General features: G+C 63.9%; 22 protein-coding genes and 1 riboswitch. Of the genes, 13 read left to right on the top strand and 9 right to left on the bottom strand.

The window, feature by feature from the left end; all coding sequences use genetic code 11:
- Positions 1-19 precede the first annotated feature (19 nt).
- Both BFE01S_RS09170 and BFE01S_RS09165 read right to left on the bottom strand, forming a co-directional pair.
- Positions 20-3,070: a helix-turn-helix transcriptional regulator gene (locus BFE01S_RS09170; RefSeq protein WP_028225226.1), complete on the bottom strand. Its 3,051-nt coding sequence runs from the start codon at positions 3,068-3,070 to the stop codon at positions 20-22.
- 9 nt (positions 3,071-3,079) lie between these two features.
- A complete protein-coding gene (locus BFE01S_RS09165) occupies positions 3,080-3,346 on the bottom strand; it encodes a DUF4242 domain-containing protein (RefSeq protein WP_028225225.1) in 267 nt (88 codons plus the stop codon).
- Positions 3,347-3,570: 224 nt separating this feature from the next.
- Between BFE01S_RS09165 and BFE01S_RS09160 the strand changes: the two genes are divergently transcribed.
- Positions 3,571-4,944 carry an FAD-binding oxidoreductase gene (locus tag BFE01S_RS09160; RefSeq protein ID WP_042337390.1) on the top strand — a complete coding sequence of 458 codons (1,374 nt, stop codon included), beginning with the start codon at positions 3,571-3,573 and terminating at the stop codon, positions 4,942-4,944.
- 95 nt (positions 4,945-5,039) lie between these two features.
- Here BFE01S_RS09160 and BFE01S_RS09155 read toward each other — a convergent pair whose 3' ends face one another.
- Positions 5,040-5,948, bottom strand: a complete 909-nt coding sequence (locus BFE01S_RS09155; RefSeq protein ID WP_028225223.1) for a LysR family transcriptional regulator — start codon at positions 5,946-5,948, stop codon at positions 5,040-5,042.
- A gap of 339 nt (positions 5,949-6,287) precedes the next feature.
- On the opposite strand from BFE01S_RS09155, the gene BFE01S_RS09150 reads away from it, so the two are divergent.
- The 4 genes from BFE01S_RS09150 to BFE01S_RS09135 all read left to right on the top strand — a co-directional run bounded on the left by BFE01S_RS09150 (position 6,288) and on the right by BFE01S_RS09135 (position 9,925).
- Complete coding sequence (locus BFE01S_RS09150; RefSeq protein ID WP_028225222.1) at positions 6,288-6,959, top strand: epoxyqueuosine reductase QueH; 672 nt, start codon at positions 6,288-6,290, stop codon at positions 6,957-6,959.
- A 226-nt stretch (positions 6,960-7,185) separates the two neighbouring features.
- Positions 7,186-8,169: a DUF1852 domain-containing protein gene (locus tag BFE01S_RS09145; RefSeq protein WP_028225221.1), complete on the top strand. Its 984-nt coding sequence runs from the start codon at positions 7,186-7,188 to the stop codon at positions 8,167-8,169.
- 26 nt (positions 8,170-8,195) lie between these two features.
- A complete protein-coding gene (locus tag BFE01S_RS09140; RefSeq protein WP_028225220.1) occupies positions 8,196-9,224 on the top strand; it encodes a methionine synthase in 1,029 nt (342 codons plus the stop codon).
- 191 nt (positions 9,225-9,415) lie between these two features.
- Positions 9,416-9,925 (top strand): flavin reductase family protein, encoded by a 510-nt coding sequence (locus BFE01S_RS09135; RefSeq protein ID WP_028225219.1) that lies wholly within the window; start codon positions 9,416-9,418, stop codon positions 9,923-9,925.
- A 566-nt stretch (positions 9,926-10,491) separates the two neighbouring features.
- Here the strand turns inward: BFE01S_RS09135 and BFE01S_RS09130 are convergent.
- The gene (locus tag BFE01S_RS09130) at positions 10,492-11,553 is read right to left on the bottom strand and encodes a HoxN/HupN/NixA family nickel/cobalt transporter (RefSeq protein ID WP_028225218.1); all 1,062 of its coding nucleotides are present in this window, start codon (positions 11,551-11,553) and stop codon (positions 10,492-10,494) included.
- Between the two features lies 1 nt (position 11,554).
- Positions 11,555-11,712, bottom strand: a riboswitch (adenosylcobalamin (AdoCbl) riboswitch).
- Between the two features lie 178 nt (positions 11,713-11,890).
- Here BFE01S_RS09130 and BFE01S_RS09125 point away from each other — a divergent pair.
- The 5 genes from BFE01S_RS09125 (at position 11,891) to BFE01S_RS09105 (ending at position 14,841) form a co-directional block, all read left to right on the top strand.
- A complete protein-coding gene (locus BFE01S_RS09125; RefSeq protein WP_028225217.1) occupies positions 11,891-12,265 on the top strand; it encodes a DUF2946 domain-containing protein in 375 nt (124 codons plus the stop codon).
- Positions 12,266-12,368: 103 nt separating this feature from the next.
- The gene (locus tag BFE01S_RS09120) at positions 12,369-13,286 is read left to right on the top strand and encodes a hypothetical protein (RefSeq protein ID WP_028225216.1); all 918 of its coding nucleotides are present in this window, start codon (positions 12,369-12,371) and stop codon (positions 13,284-13,286) included.
- Between the two features lie 16 nt (positions 13,287-13,302).
- Complete coding sequence (locus tag BFE01S_RS09115) at positions 13,303-13,668, top strand: copper resistance CopC family protein (protein WP_028225215.1); 366 nt, start codon at positions 13,303-13,305, stop codon at positions 13,666-13,668.
- A gap of 2 nt (positions 13,669-13,670) precedes the next feature.
- Positions 13,671-14,576: a CopD family protein gene (locus tag BFE01S_RS41850; protein WP_052420835.1), complete on the top strand. Its 906-nt coding sequence runs from the start codon at positions 13,671-13,673 to the stop codon at positions 14,574-14,576.
- Positions 14,577-14,625: 49 nt separating this feature from the next.
- Positions 14,626-14,841 carry a DUF3820 family protein gene (locus BFE01S_RS09105; RefSeq protein WP_028225214.1) on the top strand — a complete coding sequence of 72 codons (216 nt, stop codon included), beginning with the start codon at positions 14,626-14,628 and terminating at the stop codon, positions 14,839-14,841.
- A gap of 30 nt (positions 14,842-14,871) precedes the next feature.
- Here BFE01S_RS09105 and BFE01S_RS09100 read toward each other — a convergent pair whose 3' ends face one another.
- The 5 genes from BFE01S_RS09100 to BFE01S_RS38015 all read right to left on the bottom strand — a co-directional run bounded on the left by BFE01S_RS09100 (position 14,872) and on the right by BFE01S_RS38015 (position 18,692).
- Entirely contained in the window at positions 14,872-15,534 is a 663-nt protein-coding gene (locus tag BFE01S_RS09100) for a dihydrofolate reductase family protein (RefSeq protein WP_028225213.1), read from the bottom strand.
- Positions 15,535-15,817: 283 nt separating this feature from the next.
- A complete protein-coding gene (locus BFE01S_RS09095) occupies positions 15,818-16,123 on the bottom strand; it encodes a hypothetical protein (protein WP_028225212.1) in 306 nt (101 codons plus the stop codon).
- A gap of 461 nt (positions 16,124-16,584) precedes the next feature.
- Positions 16,585-17,091, bottom strand: a complete 507-nt coding sequence (locus tag BFE01S_RS09090) for a hypothetical protein (RefSeq protein ID WP_028225211.1) — start codon at positions 17,089-17,091, stop codon at positions 16,585-16,587.
- A 139-nt stretch (positions 17,092-17,230) separates the two neighbouring features.
- Positions 17,231-17,866, bottom strand: coding sequence for a LysE family translocator (locus tag BFE01S_RS09085; RefSeq protein ID WP_028225210.1), 636 nt, complete (start codon positions 17,864-17,866; stop codon positions 17,231-17,233).
- Positions 17,867-17,960: 94 nt separating this feature from the next.
- Entirely contained in the window at positions 17,961-18,692 is a 732-nt protein-coding gene (locus BFE01S_RS38015; RefSeq protein WP_042337389.1) for a CerR family C-terminal domain-containing protein, read from the bottom strand.
- Positions 18,693-18,786: 94 nt separating this feature from the next.
- On the opposite strand from BFE01S_RS38015, the gene BFE01S_RS09075 reads away from it, so the two are divergent.
- The 3 genes from BFE01S_RS09075 to BFE01S_RS09065 are packed head-to-tail and all read left to right on the top strand — an operon-like array spanning position 18,787 to position 23,022.
- On the top strand, positions 18,787-19,923 hold the full coding sequence (locus tag BFE01S_RS09075; protein ID WP_028225209.1) for an HlyD family secretion protein: 1,137 nt from the start codon (positions 18,787-18,789) through the stop codon (positions 19,921-19,923).
- Positions 19,916-21,517, top strand: a complete 1,602-nt coding sequence (locus BFE01S_RS09070) for an MDR family MFS transporter (protein ID WP_028225208.1) — start codon at positions 19,916-19,918, stop codon at positions 21,515-21,517. Before BFE01S_RS09075 ends, BFE01S_RS09070 begins: the two co-directional genes overlap by 8 nt.
- Before the next feature lie 17 nt (positions 21,518-21,534).
- Positions 21,535-23,022: an efflux transporter outer membrane subunit gene (locus tag BFE01S_RS09065; RefSeq protein WP_028225207.1), complete on the top strand. Its 1,488-nt coding sequence runs from the start codon at positions 21,535-21,537 to the stop codon at positions 23,020-23,022.
- Positions 23,023-23,074: the final 52 nt, after the last annotated feature.

Raw genomic sequence — 23,074 nt, 5'->3', positions numbered from 1 at the left:
ACCGAAGAAAACACCTGCCTCATCTTTCCGTCAACCCGTTGCGGATTGCAAACGCAGCCGCCTCGGTACGATTGGCGGAATGGGTCTTGGCCAGAATGGCCCGAATGTGGTTGGCCACCGTGTTCGGACTCAAGAAGAGCCGGTTCGCGATCTCACGATTTCCGAGCCCGCTCGAAACCAATAACAGCACCTCGGTTTCCCGCGTGCTCAACCCGGCCGGACAGACCGGACTTGACGTGTGCGCGGTCGAGTGCAGCATGCCGTCGATCTGCTCGACGAGCGCGCGCATCTCCATGCGCTGCGCCGCAGCACGTGCATCCTGGAGCAGCACGCGCGCCGCGCCGACGTCGCCATCGCCGTTGCGGGCAAGCCGCATTGCGGCGTAGCGCACGCGCGTGCGCGCGGCGGCGGGCTCCGCTCCCTGCCGCAGGTTCATTGCCAGCGCGTCTTCGAAGTGACGCTGAGCGTCGCACCATGCGTGCCGTGTCGTCGCGAGCAAGCCGAGCACCGACGACGCCGCGCCCAGACATCCGACCGTAGTCCCGATCAGCAGATTGCGGCCTTCATACGGGAGCAGCATCGAGTAGAGGGCCTCCGCGCGATCCTGGTCGTCGAGCCGTGCGCACACCTGAGCCAGATACGCGAGACTCGCCGCCCGCAAGGCATCGTGGCGGACGATCGCGAAATGGTCCGCTGCCAGTTCCTCGAACTCGCTGCGCGCCTCGTCGAGCAGGCCAATCTCCGAGTAGAGCAGCGCGAGGCCAGGGCGCCACGTGCCCGTCTTGGGCGTCGCGTTCACGAAGACCCGCACCAGTGGCGCCAGCTCGCGCAGACGCCCCTGCTCGCTGCGCAACGTGAACATCTGCATGCCGTAGACGCCGGGCGCGTCCAGCCCGGGCATGCGGCGGCCAATCTGCAGCGCCTGCTCGATCAGGGGCACGGCGTCGTCGAACCGGCCCTCCATCAGCGCGAAAGTCGCGCGCGACGTGGCCGCCACGTAGCTTTCAAACGGCTGTCGCAAATCCGCGGCCCGGCGCTCGAATTGCTCCAGCCGCACGCGCCAGGTCGAAAGATCGCCCAGTTCCATCAGTTCGAACAGTTGCCAGGCCTGCGCGTCGAGTGCGCGCAGCACGTCGTTCGAACTTTCGGCCAGACGGAGCGCCTCCTCGATATCCCGCAGCCGTTCGGCACTGCGCTCCGGCTGCCAGCGAGTGGAGAGCGTCGAGACCAGCGTCGAGACGAGTGTTCCCGTGTCGCCGCTGCGCCGGGCCATCGCCACCGCCTGTTCGTGCACGATCTCGGCCTGGGCGTCTTCGCCGCTGAAGATCAGCGCCCGCGCCAGCGAGCTGAGCAACTGCGCCTTCATCGTGCCGTCGCCGCTGTCCTGGGCGGCGAGCGCCTCGCGCAGTAGCCGCGCCGCCGTCTGTCCCGGCAGCCCCGGCGCCCAGGTGGCCCTCTCGAAGCCGAGCGCGGCGCGCGTCATCTCGTCGATCGCTTTTGCTTCGCGCGCCAGCGACATGGCCTGTTCGAACGCTTCGCGCGCTTGCAGATACTCGCCCGCGAACGTGAGCGAGTCGCCGAGCGCGTTGAGAAGCCGGCACTTCGAAGCCGGATCGCAGGCACTCGTCATGCCTGCCGCCTGAAGCGCGAGGCGATAGTAGCGAGCCGCTTCCTCGTGCGCCAGCAGCCCGGCTGCGCGTTCGGCGGCGCGGCGCGCGATATCGGCCGCGCGCGCGGCGTCTGCGCCCGGCAGCGCGCGCGTGTAATGGTGCGCGAGCGCGGGCAGGTGCCGGTCGGCTTCGTCGGCATACAGGCTTTCAATGGCCTGTGCGACGCGTAGATGGAGCCCGCTGCGGGCCGGTATCGCGATTTCGTCATATAACGTCTCGCGGATCACCGCGTGCGAGAACTGGAACCAGCCCGGCCGCTCCTCCGGTTCGACGATGCGGGACCGCAGGGCTTCCTCGATCGTGTTCTGGATGCCGTTCGCGGGTGGTTCGTCCAGCACGCGTTGCAGCAACTGGAGATCGAACGTCCTGCCGATCAGGGCGGCGCGTTCGAGCACGACATTGGCCATCGGCGACAGGCGGTTCAGACGCCGCCCGATCACTTCCTTCACGCCTTCGGGAATGCGAATTCCCGGCGCCGCGCACGGCTCCGCCAGCCGGGCAGGCGTGCGGCGCCCGAGCACGCCTTCCTGAACGAGCAGCCGCGTTGTCTCGGCGACGAACAGGGGGTTTCCTTCGGTCTGCTCATAGATTGCGTCGAGGAGCGCCGGCGCGAAGCCCTTGCCTCCCGACTGGGCGATCAGCGCCTCGGTTTCCCGGCGGGTCAGCCCGGCAAGACGCAAGCGGTGGAAATGCCCGTAGCGGGCCAGGTCGCCGAGCGTGACCGATAGCGGATGCTGGCGGTTCAACTCGATGTCGCGATAAGTGGCGAGCAGCAGGAGGCGGTTGTCCCCGATCTCCGGCGCGAGAAACTCGAGCAGGCGGAGCGACGACGCGTCCGCCCAATGAAGATTGTCGATGATCAGCAACAGCGGCTCGCGTGCCGCCGCGAACCGCCAGAAGCCGGCAATGGCATCGAATAGCCGGAAGCGCTGCTGCAGCGGATCGGATGTCGGCAGCAGCGGTGCCTGATCGCCGAGCCGCCGCCTGATCTCGGGGAGAACGTCCGCAATGGGCGCGGCCGCGGCGAGCATGGCGCGCAACGCCTCGTCGTCGTGGCCTTCGAGCCAGACCCGCATGATCTGCAGCCACGGCCAATAGGGCGGTGCGCCCGGCTCCTCGTTGCAGCGCCCCCATAGCACGCGCACGCCGGCGGCGCGCCGGGCCAGGGTCTGTGCCGTGTGCGACTTGCCGATGCCGGGCTCGCCGGCCAGCATGGCGATTGCGCCATGGCCGCCCGCCATTCGTCCGAGCAAACCGGCGAGCGCCGCGAGTTCGCTTTCGCGGCCGACGATCGACGTTTCGGCCTGCCGATCCTCCCCGGACGCCGCAAGACGCGCGCCGCAGGCATCGCAAAAGCGGGCGTCTGCGCGATTGTTCCGACAACAGAGCGGGCATTCCATCGGAATCGCCTACGATGCCTGGCTGAACGCCTCGGGCCGCATTTCGCTCACTTCCACCACCACGTCGGCCGGCAGGCCGGCGAGCCTCGCCGCTTCGCGAATCGCTTCGGCGCTCGGCGCCTCATACAGGCAGTAGGTCTTCTTCCTGTCTGCCGAGAGGAATGAAAACAACCAGTTGACGCCGCTCGCGTCGTTGATTTCTTTAAGCGCTACCGCACCGGCGGCGTCCAGCTTCAATGCTTCGGCGAACTGGCGTTCGATGAGAAATAGTGACACCGCTTTCTCCCGTCTGACTGAATGCTTGCGATGAGCCGTATTTCCGTTGTAGTGACGCCCCGTCGACCTGTCAAGCGCGCGCTGGCGCGGCTGCGGGTGCTGCGATAGTCAGAATCGACTAGCGCGCACAGAAACATCGCAGTGCAATTTGATCAATCCTGTGGATGGCCGTTCGTGCGCCACCGGCCTACAGTGAGTGTCAGGAACGCATCGAGGAGATCGAAATGTTCAGCGACAACGACTTGACGGCCTGGCGCGCGACCCTTCGGGGAACGCTCGTCCAGCCGGCCGACGCCGCCTATGACGATGCCTGCAAGGTCTACAACGCGATGATTGCGAAGCGTCCTGGGCTGATCGCGCGCTGCGCGGATGTCGCGGACGTGATCGCCTCCGTGAACTTCGCGCGCGAGCATGCTCTGCTGCTGGCCGTGCGAGGCGGCGGACACAATGGCGGCGGTCTCGGCACCTGCGACGACGGTCTCGTGATCGATCTTTCGGGAATGCGCGGCATACGCGTCGACCCGGCCGCGCGCACCGTCCGCGTGGAGGGAGGGTGCCGGTGGCGCGACGTCGATCATGCGACGCACGCGTTCGGGCTCGCCACGCCGAGCGGAATTATCAGTTCCACCGGCGTCGGCGGCCTGACGCTCGGGGGCGGCATCGGCTACTTGACGCGCCGCTACGGCCTGACGATCGACAACCTGCTTTCCGCCGACGTGGTGCTGGCGGACGGACGGCTCGTCACCGCGAGCGAGCACAGCAATGGAGATCTCTTCTGGGCGCTGCGCGGCGGCGGAGGCAATTTCGGGGTGGTCACCTCATTCGAATTCCGCTTGCATCCGGTGTCGGACGTCGTCGCCGGGCCGACGCTGTGGCCGCTCGAACGCGCGACGGAAATCCTGCAGTGGTACCGCACGTTCATTACCGAGGCACCGGATGAACTCAACGGCTTCTTCGCGTTCATGACCGTGCCGCCGGTGGCGCCGTTTCCCGAACCGCTGCAGTTGCAAAAGATGTGTGCAGTGGTCTGGTGCTGGAGCGGCGATCCCGCGAAAGCCGATGCGGCTTTCGCTCCGGTGCTGGCGACCCGGCCTGCGTTGCACGGGGTTCAAGCGTTGCCGTTCCCGGCGCTGCAAAGCGCGTTCGACGGCCTCTATCCGCCCGGACTGCAGTGGTATTGGCGCGCCGATTTTTTCAACGATTTTTCCGACGCAGCGGTCGCACTGCATGATGAGTACGCCGAACGACTTCCGACGATGCACTCGACCATGCACCTTTATCCCATAGACGGAGCCGCGCACCGGGTGGGCCGCAACGAGACTGCGTTCAGTTATCGCGATGCCCGCTGGGCGGCGGTGTTTGCCGGCGTCGATCCCGATCCCGCGAACGCGGAGCGAATCGGTGCGTGGGCTCGCGATTATCAGACCGCACTACACCCGTATTCGGCCGGAGGGGCGTATGTGAACTTCATGATGGAGGAGGGCGAGGAGCGCGTGAAGGCCAGCTTCCGGGACAACTATGCGCGTCTGTCTGCTGTCAAGCGCGAGTTCGACCCCCACAACCTTTTCCGCGTGAACCAGAACATCCGGCCGGCATAGTGGGCATGCGGATTCAGGTGGGGGGGCAATGTTCCGTAACTGATGGAGTTGGCCGGGTGCAACGCCTCCACCGGGTGCGGCCAGATTCAGATTAGTTAGCGCCGTACGCGCGGCGCCCGCCAGTTCGACTCGCGCGCGAACTCGACGAATGAATTCAGGTAATCGACCACGGCATCGTCCTCGCGCGTGCCCAAAAAAATCTGCTTGGCGATGCCCTGTTTGCCGAGCTTGACGATGGCGAGCGGCATGCGGTCCGCGTATTCTTCCGCGAGCCATTTGGGCAGCGCCGCCACGCCACGGTGGCTCGCGACCATCTGCAGCATGATGTCGGTCGTCTCGATCGTTTTGTGCCGCCGCGGAATGATGCCGGCGGGGCGCAGAAACTGGTTGTAGATGTCGAGCCGGTCGGTTTCCACGGGATAGGTAATGAGCGTTTCGTCGACCAGTTGTTCCGGTTTCACATAGCGCTCGCTTGCCAGCCGATGATTTTCCGCGACCACCAGCACTTGCTCGTAGTCGAACACCGGCTCGAAACGCAGGCCTGGGCGGTTGAGCGGATCGGGTGTCACCAGCACGTCGATGTCGTAACCGATCAGCGCGCCGATTCCGCCGAACTGGAAGCGCTGCTTCACATCCACGTCCACATCGGGAAATCTCGCCAGATACGGCGAAACGACCTTGAGCAGCCACTGATAGCACGGCGCGCATTCCATGCCGATGCGCAGCGTGCCGCGCTCGCCCGCCGCGTACTGCTTCATGCGCTCCTCGGCGAGTTCGAACTGGGGCAGAAGCCGCTCGGCGAGCGAGAGCAGATACTGGCCGGCCTGCGTAGGGCGCAGGCTGCGCCCCTCGCGGTGCCAGATCGGGGTGCCGAGTTGCTGCTCGATCTTTTTGACCGTGTGGCTCAACGCCGATTGCGTGAGGAAAAGCGACTCCGCGGCGGCGGTGAGCGAGCCCTGACGGGCCACTTCGCGAACGATGACGAGATGAACGCGCTCGAGCATGGAAATGGATAAACCAGCGAAAAATGAAGAAATTTAATGGGTGGGCGGGATAATGCCATTTTTCTTCATCGAGGATAAGCCCCATGCAATCCTTATCGTACGCGAACGCAGTGTGAGGCCAACGACCGGATTTTCGATGAATGAAACTAATGGATGTATGAAGAATAATCCATGGTCGGATCGCCGGCTGTCCAGGATAATTATGGGTTGCTTCAATAAATCTGGCGCGTCCCGCTTCAAGGCATGACTCTTCGGATCGGCGAGGCCGTTAAATATGCATCGCTGTAACAACTGGCGCGCTAGCCAAAGTGCGGCTTCGCTTCAGCGAAAGGAGATGTCATGACATCAACCCATCACCGTAAGCCTCTCCCGCTGCCTGGCGGCCAGAGCAAGGTGCTGCTGCACTCGTGCTGTGCGCCCTGTTCCGGGGAGGTCATGGAAGCCATGGTGGCGTCGGGCATCGATTTCACGATCTTTTTTTACAACCCCAATATTCATCCGCGCAAGGAATACGAACTGCGCAAGGACGAAAACATCCGCTTTGCAGAGAAATTCGGCATTCCCTTCGTCGACGCCGATTACGACCGGGATAACTGGTTCGAACGCGCACGCGGGATGGAGAACGAACCGGAGCGGGGCATCCGCTGCACCATGTGCTTCGACATGCGCTTCGAGCGCACGGCGCTCTACGCTCACGAGCATGGCTTTCCGGTCATGACCAGTTCGCTGGGCATTTCCCGCTGGAAGAACATGCAGCAGATCAACGACAGCGGCGTGCGTGCTGCGTCCCGTTATCCCGATCTGATGTATTGGGAGTACAACTGGCGCAAGGCAGGCGGATCGGCCCGCATGATCGAGATCAGCAAGCGGGAAAACTTCTACCAGCAAGAATATTGCGGCTGCGTCTACTCGCTACGCGACACCAACCGGCATCGCCTGGAAAGCGGCCGGGAACGCATTCAACTGGGCGTGAAGTTCTACGGCGACGACGACTCCGCAATCGAATCCTGAGCTCGCCGTCTGTAGCCAGATAAGCAGGCTGAATGTCTTGACGCCACCGTACCCGGGCCAAAGTCTGGTCGCGCTGCGTACCGTCGACACGGACAGCACGGCATGAAAATGACTAATGATTGCATGAAATCAATTCATTTTCATTCATGGATGACCTGGCATAAAATTCTGGAAAAGCAAGAAGTAATTGCGGAATTTATTTCGGAAATCAGGTTGTCAGATCACAATGAGTAAAGATTTTACATTTGCTATCAAGAGCATTTGTTTCGATGAGGACTACCGTCCTTCAGACAATACGCGCATCACGACCAATTTTGCCAACCTGGCTAGAGGAAGTAGCCGCCAGGAGAACTTGCGCAACACCTTCAGGATGATTGACAATCGTTTCAATGCCCTGGCGCATTGGGATAACCCTAAAGGCGATCGTTATGCCGTCAAGCTTGAAATCATTTCCGTTGAGATGAGTATCGATGGTGAAGGCAGTGGTGGCGCACTCCCTTTGATCGAAATATTGAAAACGAATATTCTTGACCGGAAAACCGGCGAGAAGATCGAGGGTATTGCAGGGAATAATTTTTCCTCCTACGTTCGGGATTATGATTTTAGTGTGCTTTTACTGGAGCACAACAAGAATCAGGCCGAATTCAGCACTCCAGATAATTTTGGGGATCTGCATGGAAAGCTGTTTAAGTGCTTCGTGAATTCAAGCGCCTACAAGGCTAATTTCAATAAGCTGCCCGTTATCTGCCTGAGCGTTTCGAGCAGCAGGACCTATCGTCGGACTGAAAATCAGCATCCTGTATTGGGCGTTGAGTACGAACAGGATGAATATTCGCTAACTGACGAATATTTCAGGAAAATGGGGCTGAAGGTTCGTTATTTCATGCCTCCGAACAGTGCCGCACCTCTGGCTTTTTATTTTTCCGGAGATTTGCTCGACGATTACACCAATCTTGAGCTGATCGGCACCATCAGCACGATGGATACTTTTCAGAAAATTTACAGGCCCGAGATTTACAATGCAAATTCAGCGGCAGGAAAATCGTATCAGCCAAGTTTGAAGCATGAAGATTTTTCGCTAACCCGAATTGTTTACGATCGGGAAGAACGTAGCCGGCTGGCTATTGAGCAGGGAAGGTTTGTTGAGGAGCAGTTTATCAAACCATACCAGGCTGTTCTTGAGCAGTGGTCTGCTAGCTACGCTCTTTGACTAATCAAAAGACAAGGTCATCTGTTGTGAAAAAATTGCTACCCACTTCGACTGCTGGCAGCTTGCCCAAACCCTCATGGCTCGCAGAACCCGAGAAACTCTGGTCACCGTGGAAATTGCAGGATGTGGGGTTGGTTGAGGGCAAACAAGATGCTTTGCGTTTGTCACTGCAAGAGCAACAACACGCGGGCATTGATATTGTCAGCGATGGCGAACAAACGCGTCAGCATTTTGTGACCACGTTTATCGAACACCTGGACGGCGTCGATTTCGAGAACCGCAAGACCGTCAGAATTCGTGATCGCTATGATGCAAGCGTACCGACGGTCGTTGGTGCCGTTGCTCGCCGGAAACCGGTCTTTGTCGAAGATGCCAGGTTCCTGCGTCGGCAAACGAAGCAACCCATCAAATGGGCGCTGCCCGGCCCGATGACGATGATCGACACGCTCTATGACGATCACTATAAAAGCCGCGAAAAACTGGCCTGGGAATTCGCCAAAATCCTGAATCAGGAAGCCAGGGAGCTGGAAGCGGCCGGGGTCGATATTATTCAGTTTGATGAACCCGCATTCAATGTGTTCTTTGACGAGGTGAATGAGTGGGGCGTTGCCACGCTGGAAAGGGCCATCGAAGGGCTTAAGTGCGAAACGGCTGTCCATATCTGCTATGGCTACGGCATCAAGGCCAATACGGACTGGAAGAAGACGCTGGGGTCGGAGTGGCGGCAATATGAAGAGGCGTTCCCCAGGCTGCAAAAGTCCAGTATCGGCATGGTCTCGCTGGAATGCCACAACTCTCACGTTCCGATGGATCTCATCGAGCTTATTCGCGGCAAGAAAGTGATGGTGGGGGCCATTGACGTGGCTAGCAATACCATTGAAACGCCCGAGGAAGTCGCCAATACCCTGCGAAAAGCACTCCAGTTTGTCGATGCCGACAAGCTCTATCCTTGCACCAACTGCGGCATGGCTCCCTTGTCTCGTGCAATAGCGAAAGGCAAGCTGGAAGCCTTGAGTGCGGGCGCAGAAATCGTCCGAAGCGAACTCTCGAACTGATTCTGAGGCGGAAAATGGCCGTCGTGAGCGGCTCGCGACGGCCAGACGCGGAGAATTGAGTAGGCGACCCGGTCGGCTCTGATCGATGGGGCGCTTTCAATATTGGCAAAGGCTGAAGTCAGCCCACCTTCCCGGACGACTTCAGGCTTTCCTTAACCCTTTCGAGCTGCACCCAGTATTTAGTACCTACTATGTCACTCCCTAGTACCGTCATCGAGCCATTGAGCTTTCGGGAAGCGCTCGGGCACTACGCATCCGGTATCACGGTGATTACATCGCATATCGATGGCGAGCCGATTGGCTTCACTTGCCAGTCGTTCTATAGCGTGTCGATGAGCCCGCCGCTGGTGTCATTCAGCGTAATGTCCAGTTCGGCCAGCTTCCCTAAAATTCGCCAGGCAGGTCGATTCGCAGTCAATATCCTGTCGGATGAGCAAGTCAAGGTTTCGAACCAGTTTGCTCGGCGCGGCACGGACAAGTGGCATGGAGTCGAATGGCAGGAATCGCCGCTGGGCAATCCGATCATTGCCGGCAGCCTTCACTGGCTTGATTGCGAAATTTACGCCGAACACGCCGCAGGTGATCACCTGATCGTCATTGGTGAAGTGAAAGCGTTAAACCTGCAAGAAACTGCTGCGACGCAGCCATTGCTTTATTTCAAGGGACAATATCGCAACATCGCCGCGCATGGCGCGGTTTGAGCGTTGACCTCCGCTGGGGGCGCCCGAAGTCTGCTTCACCCCTGAAAGCGGTGCCTGGGAAATGGGGCAATCCGATGTCACCGCCACCCGCCGGGAGCGCCGCGACACACGCTGCTCTCTTCGGTACATAGCCAGTTCTTCAGTCGCACGGGATGGCTCAGCAGAGCCTTTGGCTGGAGCGTGACGCGGCCGATCTGGAAGGCCGGCGTGGCTGCGCACGCGCTACATGCCGTCGAACGGACGATTAAGCGACCGCTGGTCGGCTGCGATACCTGCGGCCGCTGCCGCTTGCAGGACACTCTCTACGTCTGCTCCTGGCCCGAATGGTTCGAGCCAGAAGATACGGCGCCTCGGCGCTGAATCGACCCCCGGAGAATGATGGGTGGCCACGCGGCCTTCACCATGGCGAACGTGATCAGTGGCCGAAAGCATTCCGCGACCACCGTTCCCCGCTGCGCCGCGTCGACGAATCGGCGTAACGGACCGGGGCCTCAGCCGCTCTCGCATAACCGGCAGAGACAACCCGGCGTAGCCGCCACGTTGCCCCACCCGCCGCCACAATCCAGTCAGGACTGCGAACCTACCTGCACATCGTCGAGCCGCTTCGCCCGGTAAATCGCGACCGACGCAATCCAGCTAAGGGCGAAAATGCCGATGATGATGTAGCCCAGCATGCCGAAGTTATCGTTGAGCGAGCCGATCGTATCCCAGAGCGCACCCTTCAGGTTCAACTGGTCGGCGAGCAGGCCGAGCGCCTCGATCCCGCCGATCACGACAGCCACCACAATCGAAACCAGGGTGATCGTCATGTTGTAGTAGATCTTGCGCAGCGGCTTCTGGTAGGCCCAGCCATAGGCGCCCAGCATCAGGTGGCCATCCAGCGTGTCGATCAGCGACATGCCTGCGCTGAAGAGCACGGGGAACACCATGATCGACCACGGCGAAAGCCCCTTTGCCGCTTGCGTTGCCGCGATGCCGAGCAGCCCGATTTCGGTCGCCGTATCGAAGCCGAGGCCGAACAGAAAGCCGATCGGATACATGTGCCAGCTTCGCGTCACGAGGCGAAAGAGCGGGCGGAAGAGCCGCGCCACGAAGCCGCGGTTGGCAAGCAGCATGTCGAAGTCGTCATCGACATAGGCGCCGCCGCTGCGGACGTGTTTCCACGCGCGGTAAATGCCGCGCAGAATCAGGAGGTTCATCAGCGCGAGCGCAAAGAGGAAAAAGGCGGAAACGAGTGTGCCGATCACACCGCCAATATCCTTGAAGTAGTCGAAGCGGTTCTGCATCGCGGCGGTGGCCAGTGCCACGCCGGCCGAAGCCAGGACGACGACGGTCGAGTGTCCGAGCGAGAAGAAGAATCCCACGGCAACGGGCCGCTTGTTCTCCTGCATGAGCTTGCGTGTCACGTTGTCGATTGCCGCAATGTGGTCGGCATCGACGGCATGGCGCAGCCCGAAACCATAGGCGAGCATCGCCGTGCCGAGGAGCACGGGGTACGCGTGGAAGGCCGCCAGTGCCCACACCCAGGCCAGTATGTTGATGGCAATGAGCACGCCATAGATGCCGAACAGTTTGTTGCGGACTCTCGAATTCGAGTCGTTGAAAATCTGGATCAGGTGATCAAGCATTCAATATCTCCCGGAATTGACGCGTTCCGTGACAGATGGAAAGGACGATGCCGCGAGGTCTGACTCCGGGGCGAGACCGGCAATGCAATGCCCCGATACAGTGGCGCGACCGCGCCGGAATCTCACCGGCTTCCCCCGGCATCCGTGTTGTTGCGTAGCCATTTGGGCTTATACCTCGCCAATTACGCACAGTCGATTCTCTTTCGCATTGCGTGTCGTTTTCTTTCTAATTGCTTTCCCTTGACGGGAGTAGGGGGGCGCCCGATTTTGCAGCTTGAACGCGCGGGGCGCGTGGCATAATTCAGCGTCCTCGTTTTTCGCGTTCACGCCGCGCGCCATGTACCGCGTTCGCTTCCCTCGACTCGGCAGCCTGTTGGGATTGCTTGCAATCCTGATGGTGACGCTCGCGCCGACGGTGTCGCAGGTGTTGGCGTCGCATCATCGGCTCAGCGATGCGCTGCAGACTTATTGCTCGGCCGAAGTCGCGGCGCCTGCGCAAGACGGCAAGCCGGCACATCAGGCCGGGGCGCACTGGCGGCTTTGCCCCTATTGCAGCCTGATCGCGCACGTCCCAACGCTGCCGGGTACGCCGGCAGCGCTTGCCGCGGCACTGGCGCAAACGCATGTGCTGGTGGCGGTCGCACCGGTCGAAGTGCGCCACCAGGTTGTTCACACGGTTGCGCAATCGCGGGCCCCTCCCGTTTTCTCCTGATCTCGTTTTGCCTTTTCAAGTGTTGCCGCCTTGCATACGTTGCGGGCGGCCGCTTGTCGTGCCCGCGCACGACGCTATCGAACGACAACTGGAGAAAACTCTCATGCGCTCCTTCTTCGAGCGGCATGCCTCGCCTTCGCGCGCCGCCATGCTTGCCGCCATTGCCTGCCTCGCCCACGCCTCCGGCGCCCATGCCCACGCCGTGGTCGGCGACCGCATTTTCCCCGCGACGATGACCGTCGACGACCCCGGCGTGGACGACGAATTCGACACGCAGTTCGGTCACATCAAGTCGCCGGATGCCAACGGCGACGACATGAACGTGAACACCGTCTCGTACGAGTGGGATAAAACGATCACGCGGAACTGGCAGCTCAGCGTTTCGAGCGACTACGTGAGCCAGAACGATCCAGATGGCGGGTCCGCCAAAGGCTGGGATAACGTGACCGTGGGCACGAAGTACATGGTCTACGCGAACGCGGCGCACGAATTCATGGCATCGGTCGGCCTCCTCGCCGAGATTGGCGGCACCGGCGCCAGATCGATCGGAAGCCCGTATTCGACGATCAGCCCGAATCTTTACCTGGGCAAGGGCTTCGGCGATCTGCCCGATGCGCTTTCGTATCTGCGGCCGATGGCCGTCACCGCGCAACTGAGCCCGAACATGACAACCGCATCGTCGGATCAGGGGCCGAACTCGTTCTTCTGGGGCCTCACGCTGCAGTACAGCATCCCCTACCTGCAGCATGAGGTGAAGGATTTCGGCCTGCCGCAGCCGCTCGCCGGCGCCTATTTCGTGGTGGAAGCGCCGATGAGCACCTGCACGGCAGGCGCTTGCGCCGGGCAAACGACCGGGACCATCAACCCCGGCGTGCTGTGGCTGAACCACTGGGGGCAATTCGGCGTCGAAGCGCAGATTCCGGTGAATCGCCTGACCGGCGCCCACGTCGGGGTGCTGCTCGATGCGCACCTGTTCCTCGACGACATCTTCCCGGGCTCGATTGGCAAGCCCCTTTTCTGATTGAAGGAGACTCCTGATGAAACTGCATACCTTCGCGCGCACGGCTGTCGCCGCGCTTTTCGTCGCCGCCTGCCAGCTCGCGCACGCCCATGCCTATCCGCAGCACCAGGATCCTTCTGCCGGCGCAACCGTGCCGGCCACGCAGAAGGAAGTGGCAATCGATTTCGACGACGGCATCGAACCCGCGTTCAGCTCGATTACCGTGACCGACGCTCAGGGCAAGTCCGCGACGAGCGGTAAGGCCGTGGTCGATCCGTCGAACAAGAAGCACATGTCGGTGGGCCTCAATGCGCTGATGCCGGGCGTCTATACGGTGGCTTGGGTGGCGGTCGCCGACGACGGCCATCGTACGCAAGGGCACTATACGTTCACGGTGAAATAAGCGTGGACCCGCTCGTCATTGCGCAGATTGTGCTGGCGGCAATACAGGACGTGCTGTTTGCGGCCGCAGCCGGCACGCTGGCCTGCGGCGTGATGGCCGGGCGCAGTGGCCTCATTGTGCCGGCCTCGTTGCGCATCGGGCAGTTGCTCCTCGCGCTGGCCATGGCGATCGCGGCGCTTGCCTATCTCTGGTTGCAGGCGGCAGTGATGAGCGGCTCGCCACTGATGGAGGCCGGCTCCGCCGTGGGCGCCGTGCTATCGGAGTCTCACTTTGGACTCGCATGGACCATCGGGTTCACCGGCGCGTTGCTGGCGGCGTTGAGCCGCCTGCCCGCACGCCGCGGGTTGCCCCTGTTCGCACTTGGCCTCGTCGTCTGGGCAGCGGGGAAGGCCGCGGCCAGCCACGCTGCCGATTCGGGCGACTTTTCCGTGCGCGAGACGATCCACCTCGTGCATCTGTGTGCCACGGCGCTATGGGCGGGCAGCGTCATGGTCGCCGCGATGCTGCAACGCGGCTTTGCGTATACCACCAGCGACGCACCCATGCGGCGTGCGGCGTTCTGCGGCCACCTGTCCCATCTGGCGACCATGGCGCTCGTGGTGGTGGTCATCACCGGGATCTACAACATGATCGAGGACACCGCGCAAGTCCATGCTTCGATCATGGGCACGGCCTGGGGCCGCATACTTTCGGCGAAGCTGGTATGCGTTGCCGCCGCCGTGGTGCTGGGCGGATGGAATCGTATGGCAGTCCTGCCGGATCTGCAGGCGCGGGCCCATCGCAACGACCCGGCATACGCGGTTGTGCAGCACCGTTTCGATACGTGGCTGTTTGTCGAGGCGTTGTTCATGTTGGCCGTGCTGGCGATTGCGGCCGCGCTGGGGCATACGTCTCCGGTGGGCGCTTGAAAGCGCCGCACCGCGCTGCCGAAAACAGAAAGCACTGCATAATAGCCTCATGCAAGTCCAGGACCTCGAACGCCTTCTCACCGTCACCATGCCCTTCGGCAAATACAAAGGCCGGCTCATTGCCGACCTGCCCGGGCATTACCTGAACTGGTTTGCCCGCGAAGGGTTTCCGCGCGGCGAAGTCGGCCGCCTGCTCGCGTTGATACACGAGATGGATCACAACGGCCTGAGGGGTCTGCTCGACCCGCTGCGCAAGCGCGAATAGCGCTTTCAGTCCGTGACCTTGCGCGCGCGGTCAGGCGTCCGTGCGCCCTCCGCGCCGCAGGACGACATGCGTGGCTTTCCCGGACGCCACGGATTCCACGCACTCGTATCCCAGCGCGCGCAGGTCGATGCCTGCGAACAGCGATTCTCCGCGGCCGAGCAGGACCGGTGCGATCGCAACGTGCAGTTCATCGACGAGGCCCTCGCGAAGATACTGCCGGATCGTGTCCGGGCCGCCGCCGATCCGCACGTCCTGGCCCGCCGCGGCCTCGCGTGCCCGGTCGAGCGCTTCGTGCGCGCCGCCGGTGACGAAGTGGAAGGTCGTGCCGCCTTCCATCTCGATGGCGGGGCGAGCGTGATGCGTCAGGATGAAGACCGGAGCGTGATACGGCGGAGTGTCGCCCCACCAGCCTTTCCAGTTCAGGTCCGGCCAGGCCCCGCGAATGGGGCCGAACATGTTCCTGCCCAATATCCAGGCGCCCACATTCTGGAAGCTACGGGCGGCGAAATCGTCGTCAACGCCGGTGGTGCCGCTGTCCTTGCCGAACAGGCTGCGCTGGAACGTGCGGGTTGGGAACAGCCACTGGTGCAGTTCCATTCCGCCCACGCCGAGCGGATGGTCGAGGTCCTGATCCGGGCCGGCTCCATAGCCGTCGAGCGAGATCGTGAAGCCTTCAACGCGAACGCGTGTCATCGTTTGCCTCCGTTCAGACGCGTCACTGTACGCCTGACGTAATGTAGACGAAGCTGAACCGTTTCCTCGCTCACCCGGACATCGTGGTGTTCGACGGCCCCCGATGACGGCCCGCTCGTCGCGCGCCCGATTCGCCTGACGTTCGAGCGTCTGCGTCGCATCCGGGCGGAAGAAGAGGCGAGGGCGAAAAAAAACCGCTGCTCGCAAGCGCAGCGGTTTTCCCTGCGACGGGCAACGAACGATGTCCGCGAACTTCGGATCGTCCCGCTGCCCTCGATGGCCGTTACTGGTTAGCCGGCGAAACGACGCTCGGGGTGGCCAGCGTATTGTGGCTGCCGTAAGCGCCAGCGCCGGGGGCCGGGCTGAGCGTGGTGGTCTTGTCCGCGGTCTTGTCCATCGAACCGCTGCCCATGCCGCTGTCCGAGCTCGTTGCGCCGGGGGTGCCGTAGCCGCTATTCGCGGTGGCGGCAGCAGCGGCCACCGGCGACTTCACGCTCGGGGTTGCCAGCGTGTTGTTCTGGGCATGAGCGCCGCCACACAGCGCGAGTGCGGCTGCAGCCGCGACGAGTGTCTTGAGTGCCTTCTCCATGTTTCGCTCCTTTATGAGTGGGCTGGAATATCGACGCAGCCGGTCGCCGCCTGCTTGACCATGAATCCGGCAATCGCCGCGGCCGGTGCGGACCCGCACTTGCCGCCGACCGGACTGCCCGATGCCAGGGACAACGGAAAACATCCAGGGGTCAGATTTACTGAAGCGTTTCCTACAGTATAGGGCAGGGCGAAAATGCGCGTTGGCGGCCGACCAGGACGGTCGATAGCCGGTATCGGCCATGTGCTGGCCATCTACCGGCCATGTCCGGAGCGGGGCGGGCGAGGGGTTGGGGGCGTAACAGCCCCAAGGGCTGAGGTTGGGTTCGACGGGCGCTGAGTGACCGTGCCCTTGCCGTCGGCGAATCCTTTCGGGAGCCGAACGATTACGCAGGGAGAGCGCAGCAATAACGTTCCGCGCGTGTCTTCTTGTCGTTATGACGCGGAACGTCTCTGCCCGATTCAGGGCGCCTTGAGCGCGTGAATGGCCACGGCGTGCTCACGCTGCGCATCGGCCACGAGGATCTTGAGCTTGTCCACGACAGCCGGGTCCGGCTTCGGGTGCAGCGAGGCCAGATCGGCAATCCCCAGCATGCTGCGCTGGACATCGTCGTAATAGCGCAGTTTCGCGTCGCGCCACGCGGCGTGCGGCGAGCCGGGCGGCGCGACGTCGAAGCCGACGATGCGCCCGTCCACCACCACGTCGCGCACGTCGGCGCGCGCAAAGCGCAGGTCGGTTTCGCGCACCCCGCCGAGCGGCCCGGTTTCGAGCGCGACGAGGTGGAGATTGCCGCCGTCGAACAGCATCGCGCCACGTGCCTTGAACGAGCGCGCGGCGCGGGCGCGGGCTTCGCCGGCGCGGCGGTAGGCCCGCGTGCCGAGTGCGATTTCGAAGCGTTCAGGAGGCGCGCCGGGACGCCCGGTCGAGGGGGACGCAGGCGGGAACGTCTGGGATTCCGGATGACTCATGCACGCATTTCCGTGGGTTGGGACGGCCGTCGTGCCGCGATGCAGCACGACGGTGTTGCGCTGTTCTGTCCCAATAACGGCAAATGGCGTGCGGGGCTTGAGGATGCCCCAAAGCAGAACCGGCCGGAGCGAGGCCGGATCAGAGCCCGCGGTGGCCCGCCGTGAAGATGAGCCGCAGGCCCAGCGCGGCGATGGCGCCGGCGGCGACCCGGTCGATCCAGCGCTTGGCGCGCAGATAGAGGTCGCGCGGGCGCTGGCTCGAGAAGCAGAGCGCGACGACGGTGTACCAGCCCGTCTCGATGGCGAACACGAAGGGCGGCAGCACGAAGTAGCACCAGAGCGGCGGATGCTGGGGCAGCAGCGCGACGAAGATGCTGCCGTAGGCGATGGCCGTCTTGGGGTTGCTCAACTGCGTGGTGAGGCCGACCCAGAACGACTTGCCGGGGCGGCTCGCGGCGCTGGCCGTGCTGCCCATCGTGACGGGCTGGCCCGCGCCGCGCCAGATGCGCGAAGCGATATAGAGCAGGTAGGCGCCGCCCGCGATCTTGAGGATTGCGTAGAGCCACGCGACAGTGGCGAGCACGGTGTAGAGGCCGGCGAGCGCGACGCCCGCGAAGCAGATCGCGCCGGCGCCCATGCCGAACGCGGTGGCCACGCCGTCGCGGCGCGACAGGCCGATGGCATTGCGGGCGACCAGCACGAAGCTGGGCCCCGGGCTCATGGCCCCCAGCAGGAGGGCGGCGAGAATGCTGAGGACGGCGGCGAAAGGCGACATGGCGGGGCTCCCGGCGGGCACGAAACGCGTACGGTAGCACGGGGCGGCGGGGGGCGCATGCCGCCGACCAGCGCAGGATCGGCCCGGTCCGCGTTCAGGCGGTTTTTTTGGCGTCGCGCTCGCGCATCCAGTGCGCGAGCAAAAGCCGCGTCTGGTCGCGCACGGTTTCCTTGATGAACCCGGCCCGCTCCGGGTCGATGTCGTCCCACTGGAGCAGCGAAAGCGCCGAGCGCCGCGCGATGTGAAAGAGCAGGAACTGCCCGTAGAGGCTCAAGAGGCGCACGCCCGTGCGCGGGTCGTCGGCGCGGCAGCCCGTCATGCGCCCGAGCAGTTCCAGGTTGATCTGGTTGAGCGGTTCGCGCACGCGCTCGCGCAGGACCCGCGAGCCGATCTCGGGCTCGCTGCCGCTCTGCTCGCGCGCGAAGAAGAGCCGCGCGTCCGGTTCGTGGTGCTTGATGAAGGTGCGGTTGGCCACGGCCATCTGGATGCCGATGAAGGCTTCGACGAGCGCTTCGTCGCTGGCTTGACCATCCGCCTCGCCGGCGAGCACCTTGCGCGCGTGCAGCACGGCCGGCTCCATCGTCTGCCACGACTCGTCGGCAATCCATTCCGCGCAGGCGCGGTAGAGCCCTTCCTTGTTCTCGAAGTAATACTGCAGCGCCGGCGCGTTGACGCCCGCCTTTGCGGCGATCTCGCGCGTGGAGGCGCCTTCGAAGCCGTGCTGGCCGAACAGGCCGATTGCCGCTTCGATGATCTTGCGGCGCGTTTCGTCGCCGCGCGCGTAGCCACCCGCCGAGGGGCGACGCGGCCGTTTGCTCTCGCTCATAGGTTTCCTTGCCTCGCTTTCAGAAATATATCACTTGACACAAATCTTCCGGGTGGAATAATTCTTCCGGCTGGAATAAATTGAGATCGAGAACATGTCAACGACGGCAGGTGCACCGGGTAGCGCGGTGGCGGACAAAGAGGCAACGTCCTCGCGTGGCGGGGCGAAGCGGATGTTTCTGGTGGGACTGGCGCTGGTCGCGCTCGCGGCCGGTGCGGTGTGGCTCGGGCACTGGTGGCTCGTGGGGCGCTTCATCGAATCGACCGACGACGCCTACCTTCAGGCCGACAGCGTGACGATTGCGCCGAAGGTGAACGGCTATGTGACCGACGTGTACGTGGCCGACAACCAGGCGGTGAAGGCGGGCGACCCGCTCGTGAAGCTCGATGCGCGGCAGTACCAGGTGTCGCTCGATCAGGCCGTGGCCACGGTGGATGCGCGCGAAGCCGACATCCAGCACGCCCAGGCGCAGATCGAGCAGCAGCACGCGAACATCGCCCAGGCTGAGGCGCAGGAAGACGTGGCGCGCGTGAGCCTGCGCCATGCGCGCGACGAGGTGGCGCGCTACACGCCGCTCGCGGCCACGGGCGCGGAAACCACGGAGCGGCTCGCCGAACTCACGAGTACGCGCGACCAGGCGCAGGCCACGCTCGCGGCGGATGCCGCCGCCGTGGAGGCCGCGCGCTCGCAGACCGCGGCGCTCGCGGCGCAGCTCGCGCAGGCGCGCGCGCAACTCGAAGCGGCGCGCGCGAACGCGGCCCAGGCGCAGCTCGATCTGGACAACACGGTGGTGAAGAGCGCGCTCGACGGCCGCGTGGGCGACCGCACGGTGCGCGTGGGCCAGTACGTGCAGCCGGGCACGCGCATGCTCACGGTCGTGCCGGTGCAGAGCACCTATCTGGAAGCGAACTTCAAGGAAACGCAGATTGGCCGCATGCGCGTGGGCCAGCCCGTCGAACTGCATGTGGACGCGCTGCCGGGCCACACGCTGCACGGCGTGGTGGACAGCTTCTCGCCGGGCACGGGCGCGCAGTTCGCGCTGCTGCCGCCCGAGAACGCCACCGGCAACTTCACGAAGATCGTGCAGCGCGTGCCGGTGCGCATCCGCATCGACACCGGCCCGCAAACGCGCCACGTGCTGCTGCCGGGCATGTCGGTGACGGTGGACGTGGACACGCGCTCCGCCCGCGACGACGAGCGCCGCATCGACGCCGAGAACCATCGTGGCTGATGCCGCCGCTGCTGGCTCGACCCCCGGCGGCGCGCAGGCGCACGGCGAGCGCGCGAGCGTGGCCGACTGGATCGCCGTGGCCGCGGGCGCGCTCGGCGCGCTCATGGCCACGCTCGACATCTCGATCACGAATTCGGCGCTGCCGCAGATTCAGGGCGAAATCGGCGCAACGGGCACCGAGGGCACGTGGATCTCCACGGGCTACCTGATGTCCGAGATCGTGATGATTCCGCTCGCCGCGTGGCTCACGCGTGTGTTCGGACTGCGAAATTTCCTGCTGGCGAATTCGGCGCTCTTTATCGGCTTTTCGATGATGTGCGGCTGGTCGCACACGCTGCCCGCGATGATCGCGGGGCGTATCGGCCAGGGCTTTACCGGCGGCGCGATGATCCCCACCGGGCAGACCATCATCCGCACGCGGCTGCCGCTCTCGCAGTTGCCCGTGGGCATGACGGTGTTCGGGCTGATCGTGCTGCTCGGCCCGCTGCTCGGGCCCGTGGTGGGCGGGTGGCTCGCCGAGAACATCAGCTGGAGCTGGTGCTTCTTCATCAACCTGCCCGTGTGTCTCGCGCTCATCACGCTGCTCGTGGTGGGGCTCGAGCCCGACCGGCCGCACTGGGAGGCGTTCTTCAAGGCCGACTGGCTCGGCATCGTGGGCCTTGCGATCGGCCTGTCTTCGCTGACCGTCGTGCTCGAAGAAGGGCAGCGGGAGCGCTGGTTCGAGTCGAACATGATCGTCGCGCTCACCTGGGTCTCGCTGGCGGGCATGGCGCTGATCGCGCTCTCGCAGTTCACCGCGAAAAAGCCCATCCTGCGCCTGTCGCTCATGCGCAACCTGCGCTACGCGAGCGTCATCGTCATTGTGTTTGCCGTGGGGGCGGGCCTCTACGGGATCTCCTACCTGCTGCCGCAGTTCCTGAGCCTCGTGGCGGGATACAACGCGGAGCAGTCGGGCGCGATCATGCTGCTCTCGGGGCTGCCGGCGTTCCTCATGATGCCTGTCCTGCCGCGCCTGCTCGGCAAGATGGATTTTCGCGTGCTCGTGGTGAGTGGCCTGGTGCTGTTCTCGTTTAGCTGCATGCTCGACATTTCGCTCACCGCGCAGAGCGTGGGCCACGACTTCGTGTGGTCGCAGCTCATCCGCGGCTGCGCCCAGGTGCTGGCGATGATGCCGCTCAACCAGGCTTCGATGGCGGCCGTCGCGCGCGAGGATTCGGGCGACGCCGCCGGGCTCTACAACATGGCGCGCAACCTGGGCGGGTCGGTGGGGCTTGCGATCATCGGCACGCTGATCGACCGGCGCGAGACCTTCCATACGGCCATCCTGCGCGAGTCCATCAGCGCGAATTCTCTGATCGGGCAGGAGCGCATCGCCTCCGGCGCCGCGAACTGGTTCGCGCAGACGGGCGACATGGCGTACGCGCAGATGCAGTCGCTCGGCCAGATCGCCGCGCAGATCCAGCAGCAGTCGATGGTCATCACGTACTCCGAAACGTTCTGGGTGCTCGGCATCGCGCTTGCCGCCTGCATTCCGCTCGCGCTCCTGCTCAAGAAGCCCCAGCCCGGCGCCAAGGCGCCGTCCGCCGGCCATTGACGTTCACTTTTGCTCTCATGACGGCAATTCGTTTTTTCCGCCCCTCCATCGTCCCGCTCACGGCGCTCGCCGCCGCCTGCGCGCTCGCGGCCTGCACCGTCGGCCCCGACTACCGCGGTGCGCCCGTTGTGGCGCCCGAAGCCGCCAGCGCCGCCACCTTCGTGCGCACGCCCGCGAAGGGCGTCGTGCCCACGCCGGCCCCGAGCGAGTGGTGGCTCGCGCTGAACGACCCGCAGCTCGACGAACTGATTGCCGCGGCCTTCGCGCATAACCCCGACCTGCGCGCGGCGCAGGCGCGGCTGCGCGAATCGCGCGCGCAGCTTGCGCAGCAGCGCGCGGCGGAACTGCCGAAGGTCTCCGCGTCCGCGGCGGCCGTGCGCATGCGCGAGCCGAATCTCGGCGCATTTACGTCCTCGCAGACGCAGGGCGGCGATAGCGGCAGCAGCGCGGTTTCGAGCGGCGGCGGCCCGCTGCAGTTCTACACGGCAGGCTTCGACGCTTCGTGGGAAATCGACCTCTTCGGCGGCACGCGCCGCGCGATCGAAGCGGCAAACGACGAGGCCGACGCGGTGAACGCCGATCTCGCCGATGCGCAAGTCTCGCTGGCGGCAGAAGTGGCGCAGGCCTACATCGACCTGCGCGACCAGCAGCAGCGGCTCGCCATCGCGCAGCGCACGGCGGCCCTGCAGCAGCAGATGCTCACGCTCACCGAGCAGCGCCGCGCGGGCGGCACGGCGGCGGACGTGGACGTCGAGCGGCTGACCACCCAGGTGGAGAACACGCGTTCGACCATCACGCCGCTCGCGGCCCAGGTGGAGATTTCGCTCGATCAACTGGCGGTGCTGACCGGCAAGGCGCCGGGCGCGCTCGACCAGGAACTGGCCGCCGCGAAGCCGCTGCCGGCCATGCCGGCAGCGGTGCCGGTGAGCGATCCTTCGACCATGCTCGCGCAGCGTCCCGATATCCGCGCGGCGGAGCGCCGGCTCGCGTCGAGCAATGCGCAGATCGGCGAGCATATTGCCGACTTCCTGCCCAAGCTCACGCTCTTCGGCGATCTGGGCTTCACGGCGGCCGACCCGGGCCACCTCCTGCGCAAGAGCAACTTCAGCTGGGTGGGCGCGCCGTATCTGCAATGGAACGTGTTCGATTTCGGCCGCACGCTCGGTGCGGTGCACGGCGCCGAAGCCTCGCGCGACGAAGCCGAGGCGCGCTATGAGAAGGCCGTGCTTGCTGCACTGCAGGATGCCAACGCGTCGCTCTCGCGCTACGGCTATCAGCGCGAGCATCTGGTGACGCTGCAGAAGGTGCAGGAATCGGCGGAGCGCTCGGCCACGTTGATGCGCCAGCGGTATCGCGCGGGCGCGTCGAGCCTCGTCGATCTGCTCGACACGCAGCGCGCCGAGTTCCTCTCGCAACAGGACGTGATCTCGGGCCAGGCGGAACTGCTCAAGGATTTCGTTTCGCTGCAGAAGAGTCTCGGGCTAGGCTGGCAGCCCGCCGGTTGAGCCTCGCCTGAAGCCGCCGGCGTAAAAGCGCCGGCGTAAAACCGCCTCCTCC

Source organism: Paraburkholderia ferrariae NBRC 106233 (assembly GCF_000685035.1).
In the GTDB taxonomy this organism is placed as follows: Bacteria; Pseudomonadota; Gammaproteobacteria; order Burkholderiales; family Burkholderiaceae; genus Paraburkholderia; species Paraburkholderia ferrariae.
This window is presented reverse-complemented; position numbering and strand designations above follow the sequence as displayed.